The organism is Bartonella sp. CL162QHHD (assembly GCF_042195435.1).
Lineage (GTDB): Bacteria > Pseudomonadota > Alphaproteobacteria > Rhizobiales > Rhizobiaceae > Bartonella.
In genome coordinates this window covers 1-5,852 of the sequence record NZ_JBHIOG010000079.1, presented here as the reverse complement: position 1 = coordinate 5,852, position 5,852 = coordinate 1, and the positions used below count along the sequence as shown (strand labels likewise).

The following is a 5,852-nucleotide window of genomic DNA, read 5'->3' as shown; positions in this document are numbered from 1 at the left end:
CCCCCCCCCGTCTCTTTGAGGCCCCCTACCTCTGTTGAGAGAAGTATTTGAGGGCTTAGTGCTCATGTGTTGACAATATAAAAGCAGACGTGCCGTCTTCGTTTCTCTTTCTTCAGATGATGATCCCAAGCCTTCTGGCGATCTCTTAAAGTAAAGCCTCACATCATAATCATTCCACGTTTTTCAAAGAAAAACATGTGTTTCAAGGTGCCATGGATTTTAAAAAACATGGATTTATTAAAACTTATGGGTTTTTAAAAAAGGCTTTAAAAGGAAATGAGTAAAAGCTTTTCCAGTGATTTAAGATGATGCCGGGGAAGGTTTTCCGGTTTATCCCGGAGGGCTTGTAGCTCAGTTGGTTAGAGCGCGCGCTTGATAAGCGTGAGGTCGGAGGTTCAAGTCCTCCCAGGCCCACCAATTTATGCTCGTTTTTTGCTTATCCAAGAGTATGAAGCTTTAGTGTATTAAAGACTTTTCGATCTTTGTTTATTTTTAAGGATTTTATTTTATCATCCAAAGATTATTTGTTAAATTTATCCTATTAAGCTTTCAAAGAGGCTTTTAAAATCCCTTAGTGGTACAGGTAAATTTAAATGATACAAATCAAAATAGTACAGGTAATTCAAGTTGATAAATCTGGTTAAGGTTGATTTGAAAGAGCATTATTTAGGGGCCGTAGCTCAGCTGGGAGAGCACCTGCTTTGCAAGCAGGGGGTCGTCGGTTCGATCCCGTCCGGCTCCACCATTAGGTCATCATCATGTTGTAAGAACAGTCTTTGTAAAAGGTCCAGTGATCTTTTGCTTGTTCTATTGAAATTGTGAAGAGAAGATATATTCAGACATGTTCCTTTTGAACTGTTTGTTCTAAAGAGCAAAATTTGTTCTAGAGAGCAATATTTTAAGAAAAAATCTTAAAAAGAAACAGAAATCTTCAAAAGAGACATTGTGTCGCAAGGGAATGCTCAAAGCCCTTGCTTATGATTGGAAGCTTAACCGCGCCATTGAATATATCTCGAGAAGCTGGTCTTTTCTGCTGATATTTGGTTTGTTTTGCGCTTTATTTTGCACAAGATAAAGAGAAGCAGACAAACCGTGAATGAATATTGGCAATGAGAACGATCAAGTGTCTTAAGGGCATTTGGTGGATGCCTTGGCATGCACAGGCGATGAAGGACGTGATACGCTGCGATAAGCTACGGGGAGGTGCGAATACCCTTTGATCCGTAGATTTCCGAATGGGGCAACCCACCTTTGGTGGCTAGAAAAATTAAGCTGTTTTTGCAAAAAGACAGTTTAGTTTTCTAGTCATCTAATAAAGGTATCTACACCTGAATAAAATAGGGTGTAAGAAGCAAACGCAGGGAACTGAAACATCTAAGTACCTGTAGGAAAGGACATCAAACGAGACTCCGTTAGTAGTGGCGAGCGAACGCGGACCAGGCCAGTGGCTTGAATTAAGAAAAGTAGAAACGACTGGAAAGTCGTACCAAAGTGGGTGATAGTCCCGTATACGTAAATCTGATTTAAGTCCTAGAGTAGGGCGGGACACGTGAAATCCTGTCTGAACATGGGTCGACCACGATCCAAGCCTAAGTACTCGTGCATGACCGATAGCGCACCAGTACCGTGAGGGAAAGGTGAAAAGTACCCCGACAAGGGGAGTGAAATAGTACCTGAAACCGAATGCCTACAAACAGTCGGAGCCCAAGATTCGTTCTGGGTGACGGCGTACCTTTTGTATAATGGGTCAGCGACTTAGTCTAACGAGCAAGCTTAAGCCGGTAGGTGTAGGCGTAGCGAAAGCGAGTCTGAATAGGGCGTTCAGTTCGTTGGATTAGACCCGAAACCGAGTGATCTAGCCATGAGCAGGCTGAAGGTAAGGTAACACTTACTGAAGGGCCGAACCCGTATCTGTTGCAATAGATTGGGATGACTTGTGGCTAGGGGTGAAAGGCCAATCAAACTCGGAAATAGCTGGTTCTCCGCGAAATCTATTTAGGTAGAGCGTTAGTCGAATTCTCCAGGGGGTAGAGCACTGGATGGGCTAGGGGTCCTCACCGGATTACCAAACCTAACCAAACTCCGAATACCTGGAAGAACTAACTAGCAGACACACGGCGGGTGCTAACGTCCGTCGTGGAGAGGGAAACAACCCTGACCACCATCTAAGGTCCCCAAGTTATGGCTAAGTGGGAAAGGATGTGAGGATCCCAAAACAACCAGGATGTTGGCTTAGAAGCAGCCACCATTTAAAGAAAGCGTAACAGCTCACTGGTCTAAATAAGGGTCCCTGCGCCGAAAATGTAACGGGGCTAAAGCCATACACCGAAGATGTGGATTTACTCCTTATGGAGTAAGTGGTAGCGGAGCGTTCCGTAAGCCTGTGAAGGGAGACTCGTGAGAGCTCCTGGAGGTATCGGAAGTGAGAATGCTGACATGAGTAACGATAAAGGGAGTGAGAGACTCCCTCGCCGAAAGTCCAAGGGTTCCTGCTTAAAGTTAATCTGAGCAGGGTGAGTCGGCCCCTAAGGCGAGGCCGAAAGGCGTAGTCGATGGGAACCACGTTAATATTCGTGGACCTGTGGGTAGTGACGGATTGCGTATATTGTAAGATCTTATTGGATTGATCTTGCAGTGAAGCAGTTCCAGGAAATAGCTCCCACATATAGACCGTACCCCAAACCGACACAGGTGGACTGGTAGAGAATACTAAGGCGCTTGAGAGAACTACGTTGAAGGAACTCGGCAAATTGCACGCGTAACTTCGGAAGAAGCGTGACCCTTTAGCGGGCAACCGTTAGAGGGTGGCACAGACCAGGGGGTAGCGACTGTTTACCAAAAACACAGGGCTCTGCGAAGTCGCAAGACGACGTATAGGGTCTGACGCCTGCCCGGTGCTGGAAGGTTAAGAGGAGATGTGCAAGCATTGAATTGAAGCCCCAGTAAACGGCGGCCGTAACTATAACGGTCCTAAGGTAGCGAAATTCCTTGTCGGGTAAGTTCCGACCTGCACGAATGGCGTAACGACTTCCCCGCTGTCTCCAACGTAGACTCAGTGAAATTGAATTCCCCGTGAAGATGCGGGGTTCCTGCGGTTAGACGGAAAGACCCCGTGCACCTTTACTATAGCTTTACACTGGCATTTGTGTCTGTATGTGTAGGATAGGTGGTAGACTTTGAAGCAGGGGCGCTAGCCTTTGTGGAGTCATCCTTGAAATACCACCCTTACCGATATGGATGTCTAACCGCAGTTCGTTATCCGGATTCGGGACCGTGTATGGTGGGTAGTTTGACTGGGGCGGTCGCCTCCTAAAGAGTAACGGAGGCGCGCGATGGTAGGCTCAGAACGGTCGGAAATCGTTTGTTGAGTGCAATGGCATAAGCCTGCCTGACTGTGAGACTGACAAGTCGAGCAGAGTCGAAAGACGGTCATAGTGATCCGGTGGTCCCGTGTGGAAGGGCCATCGCTCAACGGATAAAAGGTACGCCGGGGATAACAGGCTGATGACCCCCAAGAGTCCATATCGACGGGGTTGTTTGGCACCTCGATGTCGACTCATCGCATCCTGGGGCTGGAGCAGGTCCCAAGGGTATGGCTGTTCGCCATTTAAAGCGGTACGTGAGTTGGGTTCAGAACGTCGTGAGACAGTTCGGTCCCTATCTGCCGTGGGTGTAGGAATATTGACAGGATCTGTCCCTAGTACGAGAGGACCGGGATGGACGTATCTCTGGTGGACCTGTTGTGGCGCCAGCCGCATAGCAGGGTAGCTATATACGGAAGGGATAACCGCTGAAGGCATCTAAGCGGGAAACCCACCTGAAAACGAGTATTCCCTGAGAACCGTGGTAGACCACCACGTTGATAGGTCAGGTGTGGAAGTGTGGTAACACATGAAGCTTACTGATACTAATCGTTCGATCGACTTGATCGTTCTCATTTCCCATATTCATTCAAAAATATAAAATTCCAGCTTCTCATCATTCATGCTTTTTGCTGACTTGGTGGTTATGGCGGAGTGAACGCACCCGATCCCATCCCGAACTCGGCCGTGAAACGCTCCAGCGCTGATGGTACTTTGTCTTAAGGCACGGGAGAGTAAGTCGCCGCCAGGTCTGCTAAAGGCATGATAGATAACAATTCAAAAATAAAAATATAACGATAAATATCAATGCTCAATACTCAGAGTAGACAATAAAAAAATCTTGTCTTAAAATATATGACGCGGGGTGGAGCAGCCCGGTAGCTCGTCAGGCTCATAACCTGAAGGCCGCAGGTTCAAATCCTGCCCCCGCAACCAATGTTCCAAAACTAATACTCCCATAAAAATCAAATGACCTCTAAACATGACAATACGCACATAGTATCGCGTGAAAATATAATAATGCACGTAATGCAAAATGTTATAGAATAAGTCTTTATTCAAACTTTCCCCTCTACTAGGAAAAGTCAGTAATTTACCTACATAAGTTCCCCTTCCTGCTACACTTTTCTCATAGAAGCTTTATCAAAACAGTAAAAAACCTAGTGGCCCTTAAACGCACCAAGACCTAGGAGCGGCTTTGGAGCTGGATCGGATGTCTTCTCATCCCGTAAAAGAATGCAATAGGACTAAGGGGTATGCCGCTAATGAAGCAGTGGTAGGCAGAGGCAGGTAGAGAATGCTTTCTTCTCTCTAAAACAATAAATCTAAAAGCTCTTCTTAGTACTGGAAAACAAAAATATCATCAATCTCTGAAAATAAAAGCAGAAAAAAACAGGTGTAGCGTCTAAGCGCATGGGAATGCAATGCTCATCACTCGAAACTCTTCTCGCGTACAAAAAACCAAATAAGAAGGGGCATGCTACTAATCATCATGCACCTCTGGAAGCAAAATGGGTAGGGGAAGAACGTATAGGTACGTAATGCCACGCACTTAAAGGGCGCTCAAGGCTAAATCTAAACTCAGATTCTCTTGGATTTTAATATCATCCCTCCCTTTGTTCTATGTGTACCTGTATATCTTCATCCTCAAAACAATCTGCAACTTTTTGTAACAAAAAAACTGTACACAATTCCTTGAACATCTACACTATCTCTATCACTAAATACTAAGGCGGATTTTTACCTAGCAAGCTTTTTGGGGTAGCAAGCCTATGCCTATGATCATTGTGATGATGCAAACCTTTTGCAAATAGTGTTTTAAGAGGGTAAAGTATTATGTTGATAGCAGAAAGCCTGTAAAGAGAAAATGGCTATGGTATGTAAGAATAGTGCTGTTTTTTATACGGAGCTGTCTTATTATAAAATTAAGTAGGGTAGGGGAAGAACGTATAGGTATGTAATTTACGCGCATAAAGGCTTTGTAGGAATTAAATCTAAGCTCAGATTTTCTCTCTTTACGGAGTTAAGACTTGTGTTTTTATCATAATGACTAGCTTCTCCATCATAATATTTCTGCACGAGAGCTTTCCAAAAATAGTACACCAGCTAGTTTGTTCTTAAAAAAATAATCAAGGCAATACTTTTGCACCATCCTCATTCGCCATCCTTAAGGGCGCCTTTTGCATTTACAGAAATTGCCCACTGACTTTAGAAGCGGAGCCTAGAAACGCGGGGAAGAGGAGAACTATAGGGTGGTGTAATTACTCATTCTGTCATGCTATAGAAATATTTGGTTTTGTAGGGGTAGAAGCACCCCCCCTTTAATGCTTTTTAGGCATTAAAAATGGCACGAGAAAATGCTGGTAGTCGTGATATGGTTTTTTATTATGGCTGATCCATGAGCTCTAAAATATAAATTGAGAGAGAATGGGCGGCATTAAAAGTTAAACGCGCATGGCGAGGCTTGAGATTGATTAGTTCAAAATCCTT

Annotated in this window: 3 tRNA genes and 2 rRNA genes; all 5 read left to right on the top strand. The window is 44.7% G+C overall.

Annotated features, from left to right (window positions below):
- The first annotated feature begins 340 nt into the window (after positions 1-340).
- The 5 genes from ACFILD_RS08415 (at position 341) to ACFILD_RS08395 (ending at position 4,298) form a co-directional block, all read left to right on the top strand.
- Positions 341-417 (top strand) — tRNA-Ile (locus ACFILD_RS08415).
- A 252-nt stretch (positions 418-669) separates the two neighbouring features.
- Positions 670-745, top strand: a tRNA-Ala gene (locus ACFILD_RS08410).
- 372 nt (positions 746-1,117) lie between these two features.
- Positions 1,118-3,932: ribosomal RNA gene (locus tag ACFILD_RS08405) — 23S ribosomal RNA — on the top strand.
- 66 nt (positions 3,933-3,998) lie between these two features.
- Positions 3,999-4,113, top strand: a 5S ribosomal RNA gene (gene rrf, locus ACFILD_RS08400).
- Positions 4,114-4,221: 108 nt separating this feature from the next.
- Positions 4,222-4,298 (top strand) — tRNA-Met (locus tag ACFILD_RS08395).
- The last annotated feature ends 1,554 nt before the right edge of the window (positions 4,299-5,852 follow it).